Source organism: Pannonibacter sp. XCT-53 (genome assembly GCF_009915765.1).
Lineage (GTDB): Bacteria > Pseudomonadota > Alphaproteobacteria > Rhizobiales > Stappiaceae > Pannonibacter > Pannonibacter tanglangensis.
The window spans coordinates 2195318-2218338 of sequence record NZ_JAABLQ010000001.1; the positions used below are offsets into that span (position 1 = coordinate 2195318).

Here is a 23021-nt window from a genome sequence, read left to right on the forward strand (position 1 = left end):
GTTCAGTCGCGCACCAGGATGTTGCGGAACTGCCAGGGGTCGCGTGTGTCGAGGCGCTCCTTGAACAGGCCGGGCCGCCCGGTGAGCGGTGTCCAGTCGGTGTAGTGGCCCTCGACCGGGCCCAGATACGGGGTCTGGATCTCGAGGCAGCGCCGGAAATCCATCTCGTCGGCCTCGACGATGCCCTGCTGCGGATTTTCCAGCGCCCAGACCATGCCGGCCAGAACCGCAGAGGACACCTGCAGGCCTGTCGCATTCTGGTGCGGTGCCAGGCGCCGGGCCTCGTCGATGGACAGACGCGAGCCGTACCAGTAGGCGTTGCGCGCGTGTCCGTAGACCAGCACGCCAAGCTCGTCCCGCCCCTCGACGATGTCGCGCTCGTCGACGATCTCGAGCCGGTCCTGAATCCGTCCGCCCGCGCCGAACAGCTCATGCAGCGACAGAACCGCGTCGTCGGAGGGATGATAGGCATAGTGGCTGGTCGGCCGGTACACCACCTTGCCCTTCTCCTTCACCGTGTAGTAGTCGGCGATGGAAATGGCCTCGTTGTGGGTGACGAGAAAGCCGAACTGCGGGCCGGAGCCGGGGCACCAGGTGCGCACCCGCGTCGCTGCGCCCGGCTGCTCCAGATAGATCGCCGCACGGCTGCCGGACTTGTGCCGGCGCGCCGTCCTGGGCTTCCAGGTCTCGTGCGTGCCCCAGCCAAGCTCGGCCGGCTGGAAGCCTTCCGAGAGAAAGCCCTCGACGGACCAGGTGTTGCGGAACACGTTGGCCGGCTTCGGCGTGGCGGCGCGCTGCGTGTCGCGCTCGGCCACATGCACGCCCTTCACGCCGAGATCGCGCATCAGCCGCGCCCAGCCCTTGCGCGTCGTGGGGGCGTCAACGGGGTGGCCCGTATCGCGGGCGATGTCGACAAGCGCCTGCTTGAGCAGCCAGGACACCATGCCGGGGTTGGCGCCGCAGCAGGACACGGCAGTCGGGCCGCCGGGCGCACGCTTGCGCTCCTTCAGCACGGCCTCGCGCAGGACATGATTGGTGCGCTCGGCCGTGCGGGCCTCCGGATCGAAGTAGAATCCGGCCCAGGGCTCGGTCACCGTGTCGATGTAGAGGGCGCCGAGTTCACGACACAGCTTCATCAGGTCGAGCGACGAGGTGTCGACGGACAGGTTGATGCAGAAGCCCTGGCCGCCGCCCTCGCTCAGCAGCCGCGTCAGTGTCTCGCGGTAGTTGCCGGGGGTGAGCGGCATCTGCAGGTACCGGTACCCGCGCTGGTCGACCAGATGACGGTCCTTGTCCTGCGGGTCGATGACTGTCAGCCGGGACCGGTCGAACTGGAGGTGGCGTTCGATCAGCGGCAGGACGCCCTTGCCGATGGAGCCGAAGCCGATCAGCACGACCGGTCCGGTGATCGTGCCATGCACCGGATGGGCCCCACGTGCCGCAGCCGTGCCGGCGCGGGTGGCCCGCCCCGTGGGCAGGGGCATGGCCGGGCCCGGGACACGCGGTCCGCCCTTGAGGGCCGAGGGGTGGCCGGACGCGCCGGCCTCAAGGGCCCGTGCGAGGGCCGGACGGGCAGAGCGGACAGACCGTCCGGCTCCGCGGAAGAAATCGGAACGCGGTTCACTCATGCGCATCACTCCAGTTACCAGCCCTGCCGGACGGATCCGGCAGGGGACCCGGCGCGCGGACCTCAGGCCGCGCGCTTGGCAAGTCCCAGAGATCCGGACACAGGAAAGACCTGGTCGAACACCGGATCGACACATCCAGCCGGCACGACCATGCCGCTGGCGGCGGCAAGGGCATGCGGCTGCAGCTCGAGGCCCAGGAACCGGGCCCGCTCGACCGGACCCGGCAGCTCGAGGCCGAGGGTCAGACTGGCCGAAAAGCCGAAGCGCTCATAGTAGGGAGCGTCCCCGACCAGGAGGATCGCCGAATGGCCGGCGACAGCCGCCCGGTTGAGCGCCTGGCGCATGAGGCGCGCGCCGATGCCGCCGCTTCGGCAGCTGGCCTCGACGGCCAGCGGACCCAGCAGCAGGACGGACTGGGCGCCCGCCATGTCGACGTTCCACAGCCGCAGCGTGCCGACGAGCGTGCCGTCCTCCTCCAGCGCGGAGAAGGCAAAGGCCGGCAGACGCCCCTCGCGCAGGCGCTCGGAGGTCTTGCGGTAACGGTCCGGACCAAAGGCCCGGTCGAGCAGCAGCTCTCGGGCGCCGACATGGGCCGGCGCCTCGTCCACGATCTCGATCATGGCCAGGTCTTTCAGATCACGTAGGAGGCGAGGGCCTTGAAGCCGTTGAAGCCGACCGTCGAATAGGTCGTCGTGTAGGCTCCGCAGCTCTCGATCAGGACCTTGTCGCCGATGGACAGGGACACGGGCAGCTCGTACGGGGTCTTTTCATAGAGCACGTCGACGCTGTCGCAGGTCGGGCCGGCCAGGACGCAGGGCGCGGTCGCGTCGCCGTCCCGCGGGGTGCGGATCGGGTAGCGGATCGCCTCGTCCATGGTCTCGGCCAGGCCGTGGAACTTGCCGATGTCCAGATAGACCCAGCGCACGGTGTCGTCGGCCGACTTCTTCGAGATCAGCACCACTTCCGCCTCGATCAGGCCGGCATCGCCGACCATGCCGCGGCCCGGCTCGATGATGGTCTGCGGCAGGTCATTGCCGAAGTGATCGGTGAGCGCCTGGAAGATCGCCTGACCATAGGCCGGCACGCCCGGGACGTCCTTCAGGTAGCGGGCCGGGAAGCCGCCGCCCATGTTGACCATCTTCAGGCTGATGCCACGGGTGGCGCATTCCTGGAACACGCCGGCGGCGGTGGCCAGGGCCCCATCCCAGGCGGCGAGGTTCGCCTGCTGCGAGCCGACGTGGAAGGACACGCCGAAGGCCTCGAGGCCGGCGCGGTGCGCGGCTTCCAGCACGTCCGGGGCCATTTCCGGGGCGCAGCCGAACTTGCGCGACAGCGGCCACTCGGCGCCGGCGCCATCGCAGAGGATGCGGCAGAACACCTTCACACCGGGTGCGGCGCGGGCGATCTTCTCGACCTCGGCCTCGCAGTCGACGGCATAGAGGCGCACGCCCAGCTCGAAGGCGCGGGCAATGTCACGCTCCTTCTTGATGGTGTTGCCATAGGAGATGCGGTCGGCAGAGGCACCGGCGGCCAGAACCATCTCGATCTCGCCGACGGAGGCGCAGTCGAAGGACGAGCCCAGCTCGGTCAGGGCGCTCAGGATCTCCGGCGCCGGGTTGGCCTTCACGGCGTAGAACACGGAGGTGTCCGGCAGGGCGCGGGCAAAGGCTTCGTAATTGTCGCGCACGACGTCGAGGTCGACGACGACGCAGGGACCGTCTTCGGTGCGGCGGCGCAGGAATTCGCGGATACGGTCGGTCATCGGGGCATCTCCAGGTCAACAGGTCAGGGCGCAGGATGCGTCGACGCGTGCGCCGAAGGGGCCCTCCGGTATGGACAGGGAGGCCTGGCGAAAGCGGGGACGGTCGGTCGAGCACGCAGCGGTGGCTACGGGCTGTTCCGGATGAGCTGCCTTGGCTTGGAACTGGAACGGTTCCGCACGGCCGGCAATGAAGTAACAAGTGCCTCTTCAGTAACGTCGGGATGTGGAAACCCGACAGAGACCAAAAAAGCCCTCTTACGTCGTTGCTTTAAGCCGTCCGGTTTTGCCGATCCCCCGAAAGAGCGTGGTGGGGTGTGCGATCGGCTGCCACTGAAATTCTTGGACGACCACGGGCACGTGCGAATTTGGGCAGGACCTAAATGGATCCATTCGCCGTCATGATCAAGCGGTTTTTTGGCCTCTGCGCATAAAAAATTCACCCCCGCGCAGTGCCTTGAGATTCATCATTAATCCGCAGGTTTCCGCGGGCCAGGCGCTTGGCCAGACACCGGGCCAGACACTGGGCCAGACACTGGGCCTGACCCCGGACCTCACGGCATGAGGGACCGCGCAGGCGCGGTCCCTCCCGTTCCGGCCATCCGCGGCCGGTTGGGGGCATGGAGCGGCGGATGGCCGGGGCCAGGCTCAGTTGTCGACCGTGTCCTGTCCGCCGCGCCCGGGGCGATGCGGCCCCTTGCCGTCATGACCGGGCCCGCTCTCGCCGGCCTGCGCATGGTGTCGGCCATTGCCGCGCTCATCCTTGCCGTGGCGCCCGTCCCGCTTCATCTTGCGGAAGTCGGCGCGGGTCACGACGCCGTCCTCGTTGGCGTCCAGCGCGCGCACCAGACCGGCGGTGCGGGTGGCGTTCTCCTCCGCGGTGATGGCCAGGTCGCCATTGGCATCCAGATCCTGGAACATGCGCACCAGACGCGGTTCGCCGAGGTCGGCGAAGATCACTCCGAAGCCGGTCAGGTCGAAGGCGCCGGATCCGGCCGGATCGGCCTTGGCGAACAGCTCGCCGCGCACCCGGTCGAATTCCTCGCGGCTGACCTTGCCGTCCGCGTCCGTGTCGAACCGGTCGAACAGGCCGGCCATCATCGGGCCGCCGGCGCCGCGTCCCATCATGCCACCCCGGTCATGACCACGATCAGGGCCGCGTCCACGCGCGTCATCTGCCTCGCCGCCGCCGCGCGGGCCCATCGGCACCATCGCCAGCGTGCCATCGTCGTCGCGGTCGAGACGGGCAAAGAGGCGGGCCGACAGGGTGTCGAATTCCTCGCGCGTCACCTTGCCGTCGCCGTCGCGGTCGAGGCGCTGGAACGCGCGGATGCGCATCGGCTCGGCCTCCACGAGCCGGAACGCCCGGAACTCGTCGAGCGTCACCTTGCCGTCGGTGTTGGCATCGGCGCGGGTGAAGCGGTCGGTCGCGGCCCTGGACACCTCGTCCTGGGTCAGGGCGCCGTCCTTGTCGAGGTCGAACTGCTCCAGCATCATGCGGGGGCCGCCCCGGTCCCTGCCACCCCAGCCCATGCCGCCGTCATCGGCCAGCACCGCGCCGGCAGCCACGAGGGTGAGGGTGGCAGCGACAGAGGCAAGGGCAATCGTCCTGAGCGTCTTCATGCAACGTCTCCTTCATGAGGGTCAGCAAGCCGTCGTTGCTTGCGATGACCCGACCATAGACCCGGCCCCCGCGCCGAATTAGGACCGGAACCGGACGCAAGTGTCGCCAGCTGTGACGTGTCCGGCCGGTTGCGACAGGCTGTTACACTTTGCCCTCCCGCCCGCCGGCATTTGGGATTACCTAGGATCGGGACAGGTGCCGCCGGCCGGCCCGGGAGGCAGGGGCCGCGCCGGCATCTGGGCAAGGACAGGACCGCGAGGCCCTGCCGATGAGGACAGGCGATCGAGGACAGGCCTGCGAGAACAGGCCCGTGAGGACATGACAGAACCAAGCCCCCATATCCTCGTGGTCGACGATCACCGCGACATCCGCGAGACGCTGGCGCGCTATCTGGTCAAGAACGGCTACCGGGCGAGCACGGCCGAGAATGCCGCCCAGGCGCGCAAGGCCCTCAAGGCGGCGGTCATCGACCTCATCGTCCTCGACGTGATGATGCCGGGAGAAGACGGCCTGTCGCTGTGCCGGTCGCTGGTGGAGGGCGATGCCCCGCCGATCATCCTGCTGACGGCCATGGCCGAGGACACCGACCGCATCATCGGCCTGGAAATCGGCGCCGACGACTACGTGACCAAACCCTTCAACCCGCGCGAACTGCTGGCCCGCATCAAGGCCGTGCTGCGGCGGACGGCGAGCGTGCCGAAGACCCGCGATCCGCTGGAGCAGGAGCGGCTTGCCTTCGAGGGGTTCACCGTCGATGTGGTGCGCCGCGAGCTGCGCGACGGCACGGGCACGCTCGTGCCGCTGTCCAGTGGCGAGTTCCAGCTGCTCTGCGCCTTTCTGAAACGCCCGCGCCTCGTGCTCACCCGTGACCAGCTGATGGACCTGACGAGCGGTCGCACGCCAGGCCTGTTCGACCGCGCCATCGACAACCAGGTCAGCCGGCTGCGCCGCAAGATCGAGCCGGATCCGCGGGAGCCGCGCTTCATCAAGACGGTCTGGGGCGGCGGCTACATGTTCACCCCCGACGTGCAGGCCCTGCCATGAGCGGCCGCCGCCTGCCCCGGCTGCGGTTGCGGCTTTTGCCACGCAGCCTCGGGGGACAGCTGATCGCGTTGCTGCTGCTGGCGCTGGTGGCCAGCCAGGGCGTCGCCCTGTGGCTGCTGGCCGGCGAGCGGCGGGTGGCGATCTACGAGGCCATCGGCGACGGGGTGATCCTGCGGTCGGCCTCGCTGCTGCCGCTGCTGGAGGGGGCGGATGCGCCCATGCGCGACCAGATCCTACGGGCGACCAGCACGCCGGTGACCCGGTTCTGGGTTGCGCCCACGCCGCTCGTGGACCGCCCCGGCGCCTCCGCACCGGAGCGGCGGCTGGAGGATGCGCTGGTCGAGGAGCTGGGGGCCGGCCGGGACATCCGGGTCGAGCTGATCGGCCGGGACAAGCCGGACGGGCGCCCGCGGCCGCAACCGGCGCGCGACGACGACGGCAGCGATCCGGGGCGGACGCCGGACCAGGGGCCAGACCGGGGACCAGACCGGCGGGCCGAGGACGGCAGGGCCGGCGCCGAGCAGAGCCGGCTGGAGCGGCAGCGCGAGCAGGAGGACCGCGCGTCCGAACGGATGCGGCGTACCTTGCTGGCGCTGAACTTCTCCGTCCGGCTCGGCGACGGCACCTGGCTCAATGTCACGGCGAACCACAGGCCGCCGCCGACCGCCGCCTTCCGCACCCTGCTGATCCAGATCGTGCTGATGGCTGCCTCCATCGTGCTGATCATTGCCGTCACGATCCGCCAGGTCAGCCGTCCCATGCTGGCGCTTGCGGGGGCCGCTGACCGGCTGGGCCGTGGCGAGGCGGTGCCCCCCCTGCCCGTGGCCGGTCCTGCCGAGGTGCGCCAGACCATCCAGGCCTTCAACGCCATGCAGGAACGGCTCAGCCGGTTCGTCCGCGACCGCACGCGCATGCTTGCCGCGATCAGCCATGACCTGCGCACGCCGATCACGTCACTGCGCATCCGGGCGGAGTTCATCGAGGACGACGAGGACCGGGAGAAGTTCATTGCCACGCTCGACGAGATGGCGGCCATGACCGAGGCAACGCTGGCCTTCGCCCGGGACGAAGCCGTGCACGAGCCGCAGGATGCGGTCGATCTGCCCGCCCTGCTCGAGACGCTGGTCGGCGACCAGGTGGACATGGGCCGCACGGTGCGCCTCGAGACAACGGCGCCGGTCCGCCTTGCCTGCCGTCCGCTCGCCCTGAAGCGGGCCTTGCGCAACCTCATCGAGAATGCCGTGCGCTATGGCGGCGTGGCGCGGATCAGCCAGGGTGCCGGCGAGGGCCACGCGCGCATCGTCATTGACGACGATGGCCCCGGAATCCCGCCGGACCGGCTCCAGGACGTGTTCGAGCCCTTTGTCCGGCTGGAGACCTCGCGCAGCACCGAGACCGGCGGCATCGGCCTCGGGCTTGCGATCACGCGCTCGATCATTCATGCCCACGGCGGCACGATCACCCTCGAGAACCGCCCGGGCGGCGGCCTCAGGGCAACGGTGCTGCTGCCACTCTAGCCCGCAGGCCTGCGGCCGCGCGCCCGGCCGCCGGCTGCGACCATCAGGGGCTGCGACCGTCCGGGGGTGCCGCTAGCCGGAGCTGCCAGTGGCCGGGGCTGCACCTGGCCCGGCCCGCGAGCCGGACGGTGCCCGGACTACCCCTTGGCCGGGCCGTCCTCGACCGGCTCCAGCCAGTGCGCCGTCACGCCGCCCTCGGCCTCCTGGATCGCCAGATGGGTCATGGCCGAATGCGGGGCCGCCCCGTGCCAGTGCTCGATCCCGGGCGGGAAGAAGGCCGTGTCGCCGGGGCGAAGCTCGACGACGGCCTCCCCGCGCACTTGCGCCAGGCAGAGGCCGGACATGATGTGGATCGTCTGGCCATGGGGATGCGTGTGCCAGTGCGTGCGGGCTCCCGGCTCGAACTGCACCAGAAGTGCCGCCGCACGCGCCGACCCCTCCGGCTCGGCGATCACGTCCTGCCAGACCGTGCCGGTGAAATAGTCGGGATTGGCACGCCGCGTCGGGCGGCTGCCGGCCTTGTGGATGCGCATCGGGAACCTCGCTCGGGGTTGCTGCGGTCGGGTGCTGCCGGATCGAAGCGCAGGTTGCCGGCAACTTCAAGCTCTGCCGGAACCGGAGCGGGCGTCGGCGGACGATCCGCGAGTCCCGTCAGAGACTTGCAGCCGCCCGCTGCGGCAGCCTGTTCACGCTTGCGGCGACGGGGCCACCGCAGGCGGCGTGCCGCCGGCGCCCTCATGTGCCGCTTCAAGGGCCTCATGCGCTGCCTTCTCCGCGAAGGCGGCCGCTTCGGCCGCGTTGAGGCCAAGGCGCGTCTGGGCGAGATGCTCCACATGCGCCTTGAGTTCGGGGGAGGTGCGGATCAGGTTGCGGAAATCGGCGGCCGACAGGACAAGCAGCGTGCAGTATCCGAGCGCGACGACGTCGGCGCTGCGCGGCTGCCCGGTCAGCAGGGCCATTTCGCCGACCACGTCGCCGCGGCCCATGCGATGGACGCCGAAGGCGGTCCTGACCTCTGCCGCGCCGGAGGAGATGAAATAGGCCGCGTCGCCCTTCTCTCCCTTGCGGATGACATGCTCGCCCGGCAGCACGAACACCGGCTGCAGCAGCCGCGAGATCCGCTCGCGCTGGCTGTCGGGCAAGGTGGCGAACAGCGGGTTGGACGCGATCAGGTCCTGTTTCTTCAGGCCGAGGTCGATGTGCGGCCGCTGCCGGGTCTCGCCCATCTTCACCGCCAGCTCCCGCTTCAGGTCGTTGTACAGCTCCGAGGCGATCAGCCGCTGCGCAAAGGCTTCGGCATAGGCGGTCTCTTCCATGCGTTCGCCGGTGCGGCGCAGGAACTCCAGCTCGAGCGCGTCGGCGTAGTCGGGATATTGCAGCCGCAGCGCGTCCAGCTGCTGCAGCACGTCATCCTTCCGCCCTTCCAGCGTCTCGTGCAGGATCATCGACACCCGGTCGCCGACCATCGGGCGGATGCGCTTGACGTTGAACAGGATCAGCTCGTTCAGCACGATCCGGGTCAGGAGCAGCCGCTCGAAGCGGTCGGCCACGGCGCGCCCGAGCAGGGCATCCGTCCTGAGACGGCGGAACACCCACTGGGCGAAGCGGAAGCCTGCATCAAAGGCGACGATGCGGCGGGCGGCGCGGTTGTAGCCGGCGCGTCCCCGCGTGCGGGCGGTGTCGGCGATCTCCCCGACGATGGCCAGATGGGCGGAGATGGTGCGGTTGGACACCGTGTTCTCGCGGAAATGATGCAGCACCAGCACCCGTTCCCGGTCGGCGAGCGCGATCAGCCCGAGCTGGACGCGCTCCTTGTCCATGATGTCCTCGGCAATCGCATTGGCGGCGGCCACTTCCGCCGTGCGGGCGTCGTAGCCCGCGCGCACCTTCTGCGTCACGTCCGGCGAGATCGCGTAGGCCGAGGCCATCTGGTCGACACTGTCGCGGACATCGGACAGCACAAGCGCCTGGAACTGGTTTCGCAGGGCCTCATCCAGCGGCGAGAGGTTGTTCAGCTTCAACAGCTTGATCAGCGGCTTCAGGGTCGTGCCATAGACCAGCAGCGTGAACAGGACGAAGCCCGTGGCCTGGACGGCGACGAAATGCTGGACGTCCTCGGGAATGTTGCGGTGCTCGGTGACGGAGAGGGCCAGCGTCAGGGTCACAGCCCCGCGCATGCCGCCCCACAGGATCACGGTCTTGTACTTGGTGTTGACCCTTTCCCCCAGGCGCATGACGCCGAGCAGCGGCAGGAGACCGAAGATCACCACCGCACGGCCGACAAAGGCAGCAAGGATCAGCACCACCAGCAGCAACGCGTCGAGCGGCCGGAACCCGTCCAGCATCTCCGGGATCAGGATCGAGGCGATGATGAAGATGAGCGAGCTGGCCCAGAAGGCAATCTGCTCCCAGACGTCATGCAGGTAGGACCAGGCATCGGGGGTGACGCGCGCCGGGCCGTAGAGGTTGAACATGATGCCGCTGGAGACGACCGCCACGACCGCCGAGACGCCGATCACCTGTTCGCTGAGCACATAGACGAGATAGGGCAAGGCAACGGAAAACGTCACCTGGGCAAGCTTGTGGTCGCGCATCATCGGCAGCACGCCCACCGCCAGCCGGCCTGCGAGGAGGCCGAAGGCGAGGCCGCCGACGAAGGACCTGAGGAAGGTCAGGAGTGCGGCGGAGGCCTCCGGCGCCTGGGCCCCGGTGAGCATGCCGAACAGGATGACGAAGAGCACGATGGCGGCCGCGTCATTCAGCAGGCTCTCGCCTTCCACCAGCCGCCCCAGCCGGGCCGGCGCGCCGATGTCGCGGAAGATCGACACCACCGCAACCGGATCGGTGGTGGCCACGATGGCGCCGAGCAGCAGGCAGGCGACCAGCGACACGCCCGCCAGAGGATAGAGCGCAAAGCCGATGAAGGCCGTCGCCACGAGCACCGCAACGACGGCAAGAACCAGAATCGGACCAATGTCTTCAAAGATCCGGCGCATCTCCAGCGTCAAGGTCGTCTGGAAGAGGAGAAGCGGCAGGAAGACGTAGAGGATCGTCTCGGAATCGATTGGCGGATCGACGAAAACCTGCGCCAGCGCGTTGAGCGCATCCGTCTGCGGCGTGTAGAGCAGCCAGGCAGCCATGGCGCCCAGCAAGGCGCCGACAGCCGCCAGCAGCACGCTCGGTGCAAGGTCGAGCCGCCGCGCCAGGGGCTGCAGCAGCGCGATCACGATGAGCAGGACCGCGAAGGCGGCGATGACGACCGGTGTGTGCATGGCGCCGTACGTCCAGTGCCATGTGGCAGCGATTGGGTGGTTCGGGCAGGCTTGCCTCCGGATCTTTTAGCTTCACGATCCGTTGAAAGACAAGGAATTAAGACAGCGCCGCCTCCGCCTTGCGCTCCGACAGCCAGATCCCGCCCAGAACGAGCACAAGCGCCACGGCGTGGTGCCACTGGAACGGTTCGCCCAGGAGCAGCACCGCAAGGATCGCGGAGAAGATCGGCACGAGATTGATGAAGACGCCGGCGCGGCCGGGGCCGATCAGTTCGACGCCGCGCATGAAATGGATCTGCGCGAGGAACGAGGGAAACAGGGCGATGAACAGCACGATGAGCCAGCCCTCGAGACCCGGCCAGATCGCTGTCCCGGCCGCGATCTCGTAGACCACCGCCGGCACCGAGGCGAGCGCCGAGATGATCGACAGCAGCGTGAAGAAGACCATGCCGGACAGCTTGGGCCGGTTGCGCAGGGCCAGCGTGTAGCCCGCATAGAAGAGGCTGGCGACCAGCATGATGCCGTCGCCGGGATTGATCTGAAGACGGGCCAGGTTGGCGAAGTCGCCCTGGGCAGCCACCAGCGCCACGCCTGCCATCGTCACCAGGATGCCGGCGACCTGCAGCGCCTTCACCCGCGCCCGGAAGACCAGAACGGTGCCCAGCAGCACCAGCGCCGGCATCGAGCCCTGGATGATGCCGAGGTTGATCGCCGAGGTCGAATGGGCCGCGACATAGAACAGGATGTTGAAGCCGACGAAGCCGAACAGGGCCATGGCCACCATGCCCGGCAGATGCGGCCGCGCCAGGTCCCATTCGCTGACCAGCTGACGCCGCATCATCACCGCAAGGAGGCCCGCCACGATGATCCAGCGCAGGAACACGATCACCATCGGCGACACCTCGCCAATGGCCAGGCGACCGGCAATCGTGTTGCCGCCCCAGTACAGCATCGCCAGCGTCAGCAGCAGGATGGGACTGGTGTTCAGTCGGGCACCGAGGCTGCGGGCAGCATCGATCATCGGGGAAGCTCCTTGCCGGGCGGGGGGGCGGCCGGATCAGGTCAGACCGGCAGGTCCGGCACGGGCGGATGGACGCAGACCGGCGCTGGACCCCGTGAGGTGTGACCGGAATTGCCGGCGCATGCAAGTGCGATCACCGCGCCTTCGCCAAAGGGCGGAGCCGCGCCGCGATTGTTTCCCTTGCGGAGAAGGTCATGTGGGATCCCCTGCAATTGACGAAAAGGCGAAGCGGCTCGACAGTGCGTTCAGACTGGACAGCCTCCGTCTGGCCCTGACGGCCGGACGGACCGAGGGAGACTGGCATGACGGAACGGGTCGAGGCGCATGGCCTCAAGGTCGCACGGGAACTGCATGATTTCGTCAATGACCGGGTGCTGCCCGGAACGGGCGTGTCGGCCGACGCCTTCTGGGGCGGATTTGCCGCGATCCTGGCTGACCTTGCACCGGTGAACCGGGCGCTGCTGGCCAGGCGCGATGCGTTGCAGGCGCAGATCGATGCCTGGCACCGGGCCAATCCGGGCGCGCCGGACATGACCGCCTACAAAGCCTTCCTGACGGACATCGGCTATCTGGTGCCCGAGGGACCCGACTTTGCCGTCGGAACGGCCAATGTCGACCCGGAGATCGCCGCCGTCGCCGGGCCGCAGCTCGTCGTGCCGGTGATGAACGCCCGCTACGCGCTCAACGCTGCCAACGCCCGCTGGGGCTCGCTCTATGACGCGCTCTACGGCACCGATGCGATGGGCTCCCTGCCGGCCGCCGGCGGCTATGATGCGGCGCGCGGCGCCGAGGTCATCGCCCACGCCCGCAAGGTGCTCGATGACGCGGCCCCGCTGGCGGCCGGCTCCTGGCGCACCGTGACGGGCCTGCGGCTCTCTGCCGGCATGCTGAGCGTGACGACTGACGCGGGCGAAACGGGACTTGCCGACCCGGCGCAGCTCAAGGGCTACACCGGGGCGCCGGACGCGCCCGCCTCGGTGCTGCTGGCGCGCAACGGGCTGCATCTCGACATCCGGATCGACCGCACCCATCCGATCGGCGCCACGGACCTGGCCGGCATTGCCGATGTGGTGCTGGAAGCGGCGCTCTCGACCATCATGGACTGCGAGGATTCGGTCGCCGCCGTCGACGCCGAGGACAAGGTCGTCGTCTATGGCAACTGGCTTGGCCTGATGAAGGGCGACCTCACCGACACGTTCGAGAAGGGCGGCAAGAGCGTCACCCGCCGTCTCGCCGGCGACCGCAGCTACACCGGCGCTGACGGCGAAACGCTCACCCTGCATGGCCGCTCGCTCATGCTGGTGCGCAACGTCGGCCACCTGATGACCATCGACGCGGTTCTCGACGCCGAGGGCCACGAGGTGCCGGAGGGCATTCTCGACGGCATGGTGACGGCGGCCATCGCCCTGCATGACATCGGCGCCCATGGCCGCCGGGCCAATTCCCGCGCCGGCTCGGTCTACATCGTCAAGCCGAAGATGCACGGGCCGGAGGAAGTCGCCTTCGCCGACCGGCTGTTTGCCCGCATCGAGGACGTGCTGGGCCTCGCCCGCAACACGCTCAAGATGGGCATCATGGACGAGGAGCGCCGGACGACGGTGAACCTCAAGGAATGCATCCGGGCGGCAAAGGACCGGGTGTTCTTCATCAACACCGGCTTCCTCGACCGCACCGGCGACGAGATGCACACCTCGATGGAAGCCGGGCCGATGATCCGCAAGGGCGACATGAAGGCCGCCACCTGGATCGCGTCCTATGAAGCCAACAACGTGGATGTCGGTCTGGCCTGTGGCCTGCCGGGTCATGCGCAGATCGGCAAGGGCATGTGGGCGATGCCGGACCTGATGAAGGCGATGATCGAGCAGAAGATCGCCCATCCGATGGCTGGCGCCAACACCGCCTGGGTCCCCTCCCCGACGGCCGCGACGCTGCACGCGCTGCATTATCACAAGGTCAGCGTGAAGGCCCGCCAGGGCGAGCTTGCCAGCCGGACGAAGGCAAGGCTGGACGACATCCTGTCGATCCCCGTGGCCACCCGTCCGAACTGGTCGGCCGCAGACATCCAGGCGGAACTGGACAACAATGCGCAAGGCATCCTCGGCTATGTGGTGCGCTGGGTGGATCAGGGCGTCGGCTGCTCCAAGGTGCCGGACATTCACGATGTCGGCCTGATGGAAGATCGGGCGACGCTGCGCATCTCCTCGCAGCACATCGCCAACTGGCTGCGCCACGGCGTCTGCAGCGAGGCCCAGGTGATGGAAACGCTGAAGCGCATGGCTGCCGTGGTGGACGCCCAGAACGCCGGCGATCCGCTGTACCGGCCGATGGCCGCCGATTTCGACGGCTCCATCGCCTTCAGGGCCGCCTGCGACCTGGTGTTTGAAGGCACCCGCCAGCCGAACGGCTACACCGAACCCGTCCTCCACGCCCGCCGCCGCGAAGCCAAGGCGCGCGCGCGAGGCTGACAACCCGGCGAGGGGGGCACGCGCCGGTGCCCTCCTCGCGGTCTTTCGACAGGAAGGTCCATGGTCCAGTCGCCCGAGACGTCAAAGGGTCCTGAGCGCGTCTATCCGCCGATGGTCCGGCTGCTGGCCCGGTCGTCCGGTGGCCGCCATCTTGTGCCCGCGACGCGGGACTGGCGCGACGTCGAGCGCTGGCTCCTCGATGAGGCCGGACGAATCCCGACCCTTCATGCCCTGTTCGAGGGATTCTGCTGGCACCTGGTTGCCGCCGATGTTCCCTTGCACAGGGCAAGCCTGCATGTCGGGACCCTGCATCCCCAGCTGCTGGGCTTTGCCTGGAACTGGAGTGAAGCCGACGGGTTCTGTGACGAGGTCCAGGTCAGCGAGGAGGCCCTGGCGCAGCCGGCGTTCCTGCGCAGCCCCCTGGCTGTCGTCTTCCGGACCGGCGAGGAACTCGTTCTCGATGCGCGCGATGACGCGACCGTTGCGCAATACGGCATCATGGCCGACCTGCGCCAGGCCGGCTTTACCCAGTATGTCGCCACTCCCCTGGGGGCCGGCGACTATCACAATGTCGCGACCGTCGCCACACGGCATCCGGACGGGTTCTCGCCCGAACAGCACGAGATCCTGTGCTCGCTGCTGCGCCTCCTTGCCCTGCATGTCGAGCGGCATATCGCACTGCGGATTTCCCAGAATGTGGTCGCCACCTATCTCGCGTGGATGCCGGCAAGGCGGTGCTCGACGGCGTCATCAAGCGCGGCACGGGCAGCCGCATCGAGGCGGTCATCTGGGTCTCGGACCTCCGCGGCTTCACCGATCTGTCCGACCGGCTGGCGCCAGACGACATGCTGCTGATTCTCAACGCGTATTTTTCGGCGTTGGTCGAGGCCATCACGCGGCATGGCGGCGATGTGCTCAAGTTTGTCGGCGATGGCCTGCTGGCGGTCTTTCCGCTCGAGCGCACCTACGACCAGGCGAATGCCGCCTGCGCAGCCCTTGCCGCAGCGCTGGACGCGGAGATCGCCGTCGCAGGACTGGGCGTGAGCCCTCCCGCCGAGTTGTCCGGCATCGACGGCTGGGCACCGCTCCAGTCAGGGATCGGGCTGCATGTCGGGGATGTCTTCTTCGGCAATGTCGGAGCTGCCAACCGGCTGGACTTCACGGTCATCGGCTCGGCAGTCAACACGGCCAGCCGGGTCGAAGGCCTCACGAAGCCGCTGGCAAGGCCCATCCTCATGACCGCCCCGGTCGCCGAGGCGGTTGCCGTTGCCACGGGGACGACCGCCCGGACGACTGCCCGGGCGACCGGGGCGGTCGAAAGCCTCGGCCGCCACAGCCTGCGCGGACTGCCCGAACCGATGGATCTGTTTGCCCCGATCAGACCGTACGCCCCCTGAAACACACGTGACCGCCCCCCGAGGGGCCCCGGGCCGAAGGGGCCGGGCCCTTGCGCTTGCGGCAGGGCCGGCATCAGATGGCGCGACGAGGAGCTGCAACCGACGGTCGAATGTCGTGAAACCGACATAGTGGTCTAGTTATCTATACATTCGGGTCAATACGCACAGGGTACGCCTTGAAATGTGCACTCAATGCACATACCTTAGCGGAAAGAAGAACGCGTAAGCGCCCCGACCACCAGATGCAGGAGAACAAGACCATGAACGTCTACACTGCCCGCGCGCTGATCATCGATCACCGGCAGGACTACAACCGCGACCGGCTGCCCTGGCTGCCGTCGAGCCTCTACCGCCTGTTTGCCGAGGCCACCAAGGGCAAGCGCCCGGCCTGACGCATCCCATGCGGCCCCCCTGAAAGCCCCGGTCATTCCGGGGCTGAGGTTGGTGACAAACTTCGGAGTTTCGTCAGTTTGCCGTCATTCCGGACAAGGTGAGCGTTCAGCGAACCGCAGATCCGGAATCCAGCATGTCTGTGCGAGCGCAAGCGAGCCCAAAACCAAGTCAGCTCGATACGACTTGCGACCGACAGGTGTGTCGCGCTTCGCGCGGCTGATATCTGGATCCCGGCTCGGCGCTTCGCTCACGCTCAGCTTGGCCGGGATGACGGCGGTGAAGCCCGAGGTTTGTCATCAGTCTGAGCCCCGGTCATTCCGGGGCTTTTGCTTTGTCGCGCCTGACCTTAACTGGTGCGAGCCTGATCCAGCGCAAGACGGGCGGCGCGGACAGCCGTGTCGAGATCAGGGTGGACCTGCACCTCGCCGTCCTTCAGGCCATGGGTGGCCAGCGCGCCGCGGATGGCCGGGCTCGCCCCGGCCAGATGCAGCGTCACGTTCCGGCCCGACGCCTTGCGCAAGGCTCCGATCATCGTCAGCGCGGCGGTGGAATCCATCAGGGCGACGCCGGAGAAGTCCAGCACCAGAGCCCTGTGCCGGTCGGCGATCCGGTCGAGCACGGCGCCTACGGTCGCGGCCGAGCCGAAGAAGAAGGCACCCGACAGGCGGTAGACGACCAGATCGGGATCACTGGCAACGCCGGCGGCAAAGGGCGCCTCGCCGCGCAGGTACTGCAGGCCGCTGTCGCTGCCTGACAGGCGGTCGGCCGCATCCTCGCCGACGAAGGGCTTGTGCTGCTCGACCTGCACCAGACGCGCCATGCGGTCGATGAAGATGGCCCCGCCGAGCGCGACGCCCACCAGAATGGCCTCCGTCAGGTCGCGGAACAGGGTCAGGAAGAACGTGGCGCCAAAGACCAGCGTGTCCGCGCGCGAATGGCGCAGGATGGTGCCGATGGCGTGACGCTCCAGCATGTTCCAGGCCACCACCGCCAGCACGCCGGCGAGTGCTGCCAGCGGAATGTAGCCGGCAAGCGGGGCGGCGACGAGCAGGAACAGCAGCAGGAACACGGCATGCAGCATGCCAGAGACCGGCGACGTCGCACCCGCCCGGACATTCGTGGCCGTGCGGGCGATGGTGCCGGTGACGCAGATGCCGCCGAACAGCGCCGAGCCGATGTTGGCCACGCCCTGCGCCACCAGTTCGCAGTTCGCGCGGTGGCGCCGTCCGGTCATTCCGTCGGCCACCACGGCAGACAGCAGCGATTCGATGGCCCCCAGCAGGGCGAAGCCGATGGCTTCCGGCAGGACCGCCAGCATCTTCGCAACCGAAACGTCCGGCAGCGCGGGGGCCGGCAAGCCGGCCGGAATGCCGCCAAACCGCGAGGCGATCGTGTCGACCGGCAAGTCGAGGCCGGCCGTGAGACCGGCAGCAAGCACGACGGCAATCAACAGGCCGGGCCAATGCGGCCGGTAGCGGCGCAGGAGCAGGATGAGACCAATCGTGCCGGCGGACAGCGCCAGGGTGATGCCGTTGAGGCTTGGCAACGCCGCAGCCAGAGCCGGCAGCTTCTCCGCCAGCGGCCCCGGCTCCGGACCGGCAAGCGTCAGGCCGAACAGGTCCTTGAGCTGGCTGGACAGGATGATGACGCCAATCCCGGCCGTGAAGCCGACGGTGACCGGATGCGGGATGTACTTGATGTAGGTGCCAAGGCGCAGGCCGCCGATGAGCATCAGGAAGACGCCGGACATGAGCGTCGCCAGGATCAGCCCCTCCATGCCATGGCGGGCAATGCAGGCGGCGACCAGCACGATGAAGGCGCCCGCCGGCCCGCCGATCTGGTACCGGCTGCCCCCCAGTGCCGACACGAGGAACCCGCCGACAATGGCGGTCGTCAGCCCCGCGCCCGGCGTCGCGCCGGAGGCGATCGCGATGGCCATCGACAGCGGCAGGGCGACGATCGCCACCGTCAGGCCGGCGATGGCATCCGCCCGCAGCCGGGCCGGACCGTAGCCCTCGCGCAAGGTGGTGACGAGTTTCGGGGTGTACAGCTCGGCCAGGGTCGGTGCTGTCGCGCGCGGTGTCGAGGCCGGCATTCCGGACATGGTGGACATGCTGTCCTTCCTGAACCCGACCTGAGGGGACTTGGCCGGAACTGGGCTGGGACTGGGCTGGCCCGAACTGGGCTGGCACCGGGGCCGGTGAAGCTGTGGCCAGTCCATCGGGAGCCAGTCCGTCGCCGTCCAGTCCGTCGGGCGACGCCGGGCCGGGCTCTGCTCCCGCGTCGCCGGGCCGGCACGGGCTGGTCCGCAGCCGCGGCCGGAGGCAAGGGTCAGGGCGCGGCGGTGCCATGCGGACCGCGCCGGCGCACCCGCGGTGATGCCTAGGTGCCAGAGGCCGGCGGCTGGCGCAGGCGCACGCCCCGCCCGCCGGCAAGACTGGCCGCATTCTCGCCGATCAGTTCGATCCCGGCCGCGTCCAGCGCCTCGATCACCCGCGTCAGCGTGTCGATGACCCCGCGCACGGTGCCGTTGCTCGCCTCCATCCGCTGGATCGTCGGCACGGACACGCCGGCAAGGTCGGCCAGCTGTTTCTGGTCGATGCCGAGGAGCGCGCGTGCGGCCTTGAGTTGGGCGGAGGTGAGCATGGCATCCGGCAGCAAGGGGTGATGTCCAGAACATCACTATTGGCTGTCAGGATACAAGACTTCGCGGCCAGAATCCAATGATGCCCGCCTGAGGCATGATCCGTATGAAACCGGATGCCGTCTCCGGCATTCTGGCGGGGCACGCCCGGGTGAACCGGTCCGCCCACAAGGGCGTGGCCAGCAGCCGGGCAGAAACCGGCTGCCAGCCAGGAGAGGGGTTTGCCTTGCCCCGGCAGCCGCCCCAGGCACCTGCAATGGGACGACGCCAGGGGATCAGGTCAGAGCACGGCCGAGCAGAGCGCGGTCAGGCCATGCCAGCTTTCGACCGGCGTGAAGAGGCAGCAGGCGTGGACCACGGCGAGCGTGGCAAGAACGGCCACCGCCGTGGCCAGTGCCAGACGGATCGACGGATCCTGCGAGATGTCAGCCCAGCTCTCGGCCCAACTCTCGCCCCATGTCGCGGCAAGCCGTTCATCCCCCTGCCGCCGCAGCGCGGCTGCGGTGCCCATCGTCATGCTCCCCATGCTGCTCTCCTCCAAAGATGCGTTGTCACCGTCGACGGGCGTGCGGCGGGCGGGCAGCAGGCCGGCGGTCCGCGCCTGCTGCCCGCGTGCCGGATCAGGTGCCGGCTTCCGCCTCGTCCTTCTTCTTGCCGAACAGGCCACCGAACCAGCCCTTCTTCTCGCTGCCCGCCTCGGCCGCCTCGCCCTCGGCACCTTCGGCCGGTGCAGCAGGCGCGACGATCTCGCCGAAGCTCTTGAAGAACTCGCCGGCCAGTCGCTTGGCGGTGGAATCGATCAGGCGCGCGCCGAGCTGGGCGAGCTTGCCGCCGACATTGGCGTCGACCTCGTAATGCAGGATGGTGGCGTCCGGTCCGTCTTCCTCGAGCCAGACCTTGGCCCCACCCCGGGCAAAGCCGGCCACGCCGCCGGACCCTTCGCCGTCGATGCGGTAGCCTTTCGGCGGATCCAGCTCGCTCAAGGTCACCTTGCCGCCGAAGGTCGCCTTCACCGGGCCGACCTTCAGGGTCACCTTGGCTTCCAGCTCGGTGTCGGAATGCTTGATCAGCTCCTCGCAGCCGGGGATCGCGGCCTTGAGCACGTCCGGATCGTTCAGAGCCTCCCACACCTTCTGACGCGGGGCTTCAATTCGTTGACTGTCGGCCATCTGCATGACGTGATTTTCCCTCTTCTGGATCCGGCCCTGTCTGGCTTCCGTTTGACCGGTCGGCGGGTCAGGTTGCCGCTCCGGCTTGGGCGGTGCCTCTCTGGCCCCGCCGCCGCAGCAGCGTGATTTCCGCAAGGACGGACAGGGCGATCTCTTCCGGAGTGATGGCCCCGAGGTCAAGCCCGGCCGGCGCTTTCAGCCGGGCAATCTGGTTCAAACCGATGCCATCTTCCTGCAGCTTGCGCGTCAGCGCCTCCGCCTTGCGCCGGCTGCCGACAAAGGCAACGTGCTCGGCCTCGACGGCGAGCGCGGCCTTCAGCGCTGCCAGGTCGCCGCGTCCCTGCGTCGAGACGACCAGATAGCGGCTCCCCGAGGCCTCGACGGGAAGGGCAAAGCCCTCGATCCGCTCGTCGGCCTGGCGGAACGCCGGCTGGTCCTCCGGGGCGGCGCAGACGGTGAGGTCATAGCCCATGCGTCCGCCCAGATCGGCCAGGGCCACCGCCACCGGACTTGCGCCCAGCACGACCAGACGCGGCCGCGGCAGGACCGGCTCGACGAAGACATCCATCGAGCCCTGGCTCGGGCACATGTTGCGGGCATAGCGCACGCCCTGATGCTCATCCCCTGCTGCCACGCCTTGTTCGGCCAGCAGATCCTCGGGCTGCACCGAGATGAGCCGCGTCTTGCCATCGGCCAGCGCCTCGCGCGCGGCCTTCAGCACGGCACCGCGGGCGCAACCGCCGCCGATCCAGCCGGCGAGCATCGTGCCGTCGGGCGCGATCACCGCCTTGGCCCCGGCCTTGGCCGCCGTGACGGAGACGGTGCGCACCACGGTGGCAAGCGCGAAAGGCGTGCCCGCGCGGCGCAGCCGGTCCATGACGGAGTTGACGTCGCCGGCGTCCCAGTGGGGTGGTTGCTGCGTGGTCGATGGGGTCATGGGTCTGATCCTCACACCTTGGCGAGATAGGGCTCGAGTGCCGCCAGGCTCTTCAGATTGTGGGCGGGCGCGAACAGGTCCACATGGGGCAGCGCGGCTGCCATGCCGGCAGCAACCGGGGCATAGCCATCGCTGCCGATGAGCGGATTGAGCCAGACGATGCGGCGGCAGCGGCGGGCGAGCCGGGCCATTTCCGCGCCGATCTCCTCGGCCGGGCCGGTGTCATAGCCATCGGAGAGGATGATGACGCAGCTGCGCGAGGTCAGCAGCCGGGCCGCGTGCCAGCGGTTGAAGTCTGCCAGCGCCGCGCCGATGCGCGTGCCGCCGCCGACGCCCTGGGCCATCAGCCCCAGCCGGTCCAGCGCCCGCGCCGCATCCCGCTCCTTCAGCGCCGAGGACACATGCACCAGCCGCGTGTGGACCAGGAAGGCATCGGCCTGCCGGAAGGCATCCAGCAGACCATGCACGAAGCGCACGAAGACGCCGGTGTAATTGTTCATCGAGCCCGAGGCATCCAGCAGCACGACGAGGCGCAGCTGGCGCAGCTTCGGTCCCTTGCGCACCAGATCCAGCGGCAGGCCGCCGCGAGCCACCGACTTGCGCAAGGTGCGGCGCAGGTCGAGGCGCGGTCCTGCGCTCAGGATGCGGTCGCGGCGGGTGAGACGGCGGCGCATCACCAGCGCCAGCCGCTCGGCCAGCCGGTGCGCCTCGGCCTCCAGCTCCGGATCACGGATCTTGCGGAAGTCGGTCTCGGCGAGGTTCTCCGCCCGGCTTGCGCCCTCGCGGGTGCCGGCCGGATCTTCCTCGCCGGCCTCGGGCGCTTCTGCCTCGCGGCTGACGTCCAGCGCGGGCGACGAGCGGCGCGCGGCCTGGTCGTCCTGCATCTGCTTCAGCGTGCGGGCACCGCCGCTCTCGCCTGCAGAGCCCGCGAGCGTCACCGCATTCTTCATGCCCTTGCGCAGAAAGTGCGCATCAAACAGCGCATCGAAGGCGACCCAGTCCGAGCGCCGGCCGCAGAACAAGGCCTTCAGGGCCGGGCGCAACGTCGCCGCGCGCTGGCCGGCGGCACCCGTGACCAGCCGGCCCGCATCCGCCGCCTCGCTCGGGCCGATGCGGAAGCCCTTGTCGCGCAGCAGCGCGACGAAGGCTGCCAGCGTCAGGCGCAGGGCAGGACCCGGTTCAAACGCGGCGGTCTGGGAGGCAGCGGTTTGGGAGGCAGCGGTCTGGCTCATGTCCGCCTCACGCAACCTTGCCGATGAGGCGGTCCGTCACCTCGCGGGTGATGCGGGACCGGTCCTCGCGGGTTTTCAGGACGCAGGCGAGCGTGTCGAAGACCAGCTCCCGGTCCCGGGCGAGATGGGTGCCGCCCAGCCCCGTCAGCGCGGCCGCCCAGTCGATGGTCTCGGCGACGCCCGGCACCTTGGCGAGATCCTCCTTGCGCAGCCGGCTCATCAGCTCGGCGATCTGCAGGGCAAAGGCCGTGTCGATGCCGGGAACCCGGGCGCGCAGGATCTCGGCCTCACGCCCGACATCCGGGTAGTCGACGTAATGATAAAGACAGCGGCGGCGCAGGGCATCGGAGAGTTCGCGCGTGCCGTTCGAGGTGAGCACGACGCGGGGAATGCTGGTGGCCGGTATGGTGCCAAGCTCCGGGATCGAGACCTGATAGTCCGACAGGACTTCCAGCAGGAAGGCCTCGAACTCCTCGTCGGCCCGGTCGACCTCGTCGATCAGGAGCACCACCGGGCGCGGACTGCGGATGGCAGCCAGCAGCGGCCGCTGCAGCAGGTATCTTTCCGAGAAGATGGCACTCTCGAGGGCGTCGGGATCGCCCTGCCCCTCATGCGCCTTGATGGCGAGAAGCTGGCGCTGGTAGTTCCATTCGTAAAGCGCATCGGAGCGGTCGAGGCCTTCAAAGCACTGCAGCCGGATCAGGTCGGTGCCCTCGCTGGCCGCCAGGGCCTTGGCGACCTCCGTCTTGCCGACCCCGGCCTCACCTTCCAGGAGCAGAGGCCGCGCCAGCACCTCCATCAGCAGCACGGCCGTCAGCAGTCCCTCGTCGGCGATGTAGCCGGCGCTGGCAAAGGCCTTGGCGATGCTGTCCTTGGTTCGAGTCATGGATCAGTCCGGTCCTGGTGTGGGGGGAAGCGA

The 23021-nt window shown here is 68.7% G+C and carries 20 protein-coding genes; 5 read left to right on the forward strand and 15 right to left on the reverse strand.

Annotation, left to right across the window (positions count from 1 at the left end; genetic code table 11):
• Positions 1-2: 2 nt before the first annotated feature.
• From GWI72_RS09745 to GWI72_RS09760, 4 genes are all read right to left on the reverse strand, one after another.
• On the reverse strand, positions 3-1484 hold the full coding sequence (locus GWI72_RS09745) for a homospermidine synthase (RefSeq protein WP_161674720.1): 1482 nt from the start codon (positions 1482-1484) through the stop codon (positions 3-5).
• A 206-nt stretch (positions 1485-1690) separates the two neighbouring features.
• Complete coding sequence (locus tag GWI72_RS09750; protein WP_161674374.1) at positions 1691-2248, reverse strand: GNAT family N-acetyltransferase; 558 nt, start codon at positions 2246-2248, stop codon at positions 1691-1693.
• 11 nt (positions 2249-2259) lie between these two features.
• The gene (locus GWI72_RS09755) at positions 2260-3390 is read right to left on the reverse strand and encodes a type III PLP-dependent enzyme (RefSeq protein ID WP_161708510.1); all 1131 of its coding nucleotides are present in this window, start codon (positions 3388-3390) and stop codon (positions 2260-2262) included.
• A gap of 645 nt (positions 3391-4035) precedes the next feature.
• Positions 4036-5010 carry an EF-hand domain-containing protein gene (locus tag GWI72_RS09760; RefSeq protein ID WP_161708511.1) on the reverse strand — a complete coding sequence of 325 codons (975 nt, stop codon included), beginning with the start codon at positions 5008-5010 and terminating at the stop codon, positions 4036-4038.
• A 319-nt stretch (positions 5011-5329) separates the two neighbouring features.
• Here GWI72_RS09760 and GWI72_RS09765 point away from each other — a divergent pair, with 319 nt between their 5' ends.
• Together GWI72_RS09765 and GWI72_RS09770 are read left to right on the forward strand one after the other, a co-directional pair.
• Complete coding sequence (locus tag GWI72_RS09765) at positions 5330-6055, forward strand: response regulator (RefSeq protein ID WP_161674379.1); 726 nt, start codon at positions 5330-5332, stop codon at positions 6053-6055.
• Positions 6052-7572, forward strand: coding sequence for an ATP-binding protein (locus GWI72_RS09770; protein ID WP_161708512.1), 1521 nt, complete (start codon positions 6052-6054; stop codon positions 7570-7572). Before GWI72_RS09765 ends, GWI72_RS09770 begins: the two co-directional genes overlap by 4 nt.
• Positions 7573-7709: 137 nt before the next feature.
• Here GWI72_RS09770 and GWI72_RS09775 read toward each other — a convergent pair whose 3' ends face one another.
• The 3 genes from GWI72_RS09775 to GWI72_RS09785 all read right to left on the reverse strand — a co-directional run bounded on the left by GWI72_RS09775 (position 7710) and on the right by GWI72_RS09785 (position 11865).
• Positions 7710-8105, reverse strand: a complete 396-nt coding sequence (locus GWI72_RS09775) for a (R)-mandelonitrile lyase (RefSeq protein ID WP_161708513.1) — start codon at positions 8103-8105, stop codon at positions 7710-7712.
• A 153-nt stretch (positions 8106-8258) separates the two neighbouring features.
• Complete coding sequence (locus GWI72_RS09780; RefSeq protein ID WP_161708514.1) at positions 8259-10844, reverse strand: cation:proton antiporter; 2586 nt, start codon at positions 10842-10844, stop codon at positions 8259-8261.
• 97 nt (positions 10845-10941) lie between these two features.
• Entirely contained in the window at positions 10942-11865 is a 924-nt protein-coding gene (locus GWI72_RS09785) for a DMT family transporter (RefSeq protein WP_179956054.1), read from the reverse strand.
• A gap of 302 nt (positions 11866-12167) precedes the next feature.
• On the opposite strand from GWI72_RS09785, the gene GWI72_RS09790 reads away from it, so the two are divergent.
• Positions 12168-14330, forward strand: coding sequence for a malate synthase G (locus tag GWI72_RS09790; protein ID WP_161708515.1), 2163 nt, complete (start codon positions 12168-12170; stop codon positions 14328-14330).
• Between the two features lie 81 nt (positions 14331-14411).
• On the opposite strand, the gene GWI72_RS09795 is transcribed toward GWI72_RS09790, so the two are convergent.
• A complete protein-coding gene (locus tag GWI72_RS09795; RefSeq protein WP_161708516.1) occupies positions 14412-15002 on the reverse strand; it encodes a hypothetical protein in 591 nt (196 codons plus the stop codon).
• Between the two features lie 44 nt (positions 15003-15046).
• On the opposite strand from GWI72_RS09795, the gene GWI72_RS09800 reads away from it, so the two are divergent.
• Both GWI72_RS09800 and GWI72_RS20315 read left to right on the forward strand, forming a co-directional pair.
• A complete protein-coding gene (locus GWI72_RS09800) occupies positions 15047-15727 on the forward strand; it encodes an adenylate/guanylate cyclase domain-containing protein (protein WP_161708517.1) in 681 nt (226 codons plus the stop codon).
• Positions 15728-15987: 260 nt separating this feature from the next.
• A complete protein-coding gene (locus GWI72_RS20315; RefSeq protein WP_280116307.1) occupies positions 15988-16119 on the forward strand; it encodes a hypothetical protein in 132 nt (43 codons plus the stop codon).
• Between the two features lie 347 nt (positions 16120-16466).
• On the opposite strand, the gene GWI72_RS09805 is transcribed toward GWI72_RS20315, so the two are convergent.
• From GWI72_RS09805 to GWI72_RS09835, 7 genes are all read right to left on the reverse strand, one after another.
• A complete protein-coding gene (locus GWI72_RS09805) occupies positions 16467-18224 on the reverse strand; it encodes a SulP family inorganic anion transporter (RefSeq protein ID WP_179956159.1) in 1758 nt (585 codons plus the stop codon).
• 278 nt (positions 18225-18502) lie between these two features.
• Entirely contained in the window at positions 18503-18766 is a 264-nt protein-coding gene (locus GWI72_RS09810; protein WP_161674391.1) for a helix-turn-helix domain-containing protein, read from the reverse strand.
• A 278-nt stretch (positions 18767-19044) separates the two neighbouring features.
• The gene (locus tag GWI72_RS09815; protein ID WP_161708518.1) at positions 19045-19290 is read right to left on the reverse strand and encodes a hypothetical protein; all 246 of its coding nucleotides are present in this window, start codon (positions 19288-19290) and stop codon (positions 19045-19047) included.
• Positions 19291-19384: 94 nt separating this feature from the next.
• Positions 19385-19939, reverse strand: a complete 555-nt coding sequence (locus GWI72_RS09820; RefSeq protein ID WP_161708519.1) for an SRPBCC family protein — start codon at positions 19937-19939, stop codon at positions 19385-19387.
• Positions 19940-20000: 61 nt separating this feature from the next.
• A complete protein-coding gene (locus GWI72_RS09825; RefSeq protein WP_161709147.1) occupies positions 20001-20810 on the reverse strand; it encodes an XdhC family protein in 810 nt (269 codons plus the stop codon).
• A 71-nt stretch (positions 20811-20881) separates the two neighbouring features.
• Entirely contained in the window at positions 20882-22102 is a 1221-nt protein-coding gene (locus GWI72_RS09830; protein ID WP_161708520.1) for a vWA domain-containing protein, read from the reverse strand.
• Between the two features lie 7 nt (positions 22103-22109).
• Positions 22110-22988 (reverse strand): AAA family ATPase, encoded by an 879-nt coding sequence (locus tag GWI72_RS09835; RefSeq protein ID WP_161708521.1) that lies wholly within the window; start codon positions 22986-22988, stop codon positions 22110-22112.
• Between the last annotated feature and the right edge of the window lie 33 nt (positions 22989-23021).